The 584-nt window shown below is 51.9% G+C and carries 1 protein-coding gene; it reads right to left on the reverse strand.

What is annotated here, in order from left to right:
- On the reverse strand, positions 1-584 hold a 584-nt coding region (locus ACNFOC_RS55080; RefSeq protein WP_416966406.1), incomplete at both ends, for a class I adenylate cyclase domain-containing protein.

Consider the following 584-nt stretch of genomic DNA (forward strand, 5'->3'; position numbering starts at 1 on the left):
CTGCAACAGCGGCGCGTCATGCTCCTGATTGGCAGGTGGCATGTTACCGATAGATTTGGTGCGAAACGGAAACACCTGTTCACGACCATCAACCTTCACAATCTGATAGAACTGCGGCAGGTTGAAGTTGATGAAGCTTGAGCCGTAGGTGAAACGGTCGTGCGAAGACGAGTAGAAGCGACTGACGTCACGCACCAGTTCCTCTTTGCTGCCTTCGCAGTGGTGATATACCTCAACCCGATTGCTTTCGTCGAGAATGTAGATATTAAAGCCATTCTCGTCTTGCGTTTCTTCGAAGAAAAACTGGATGATCCCTTCGCTGGCAAAGCCGTCCACCACCGCCGGTAATTTGACGTGATTGGTTTCAACCTGCACTGACAGACCGTGCAGTTTGTTATGCGAAATAGCGCCATAAAACTCGATGGCGTTTTCCAGTTTCTGTACCGAGACATTCAGCCGTTCGAAGAACAAGCCCCAGGTTTGACCGGAGACGCGCAGCGCCTTGAAGCGCCCGGTTTCCTGGCGGGTGCTGGAAAGACGCAGTTCAATACACTCAGAAACCAGTTGCTGCACGCGAGTACGGA

The organism is Streptomyces colwelliae (genome assembly GCF_048158785.1).
Lineage (GTDB): Bacteria > Actinomycetota > Actinomycetes > Streptomycetales > Streptomycetaceae > Streptomyces.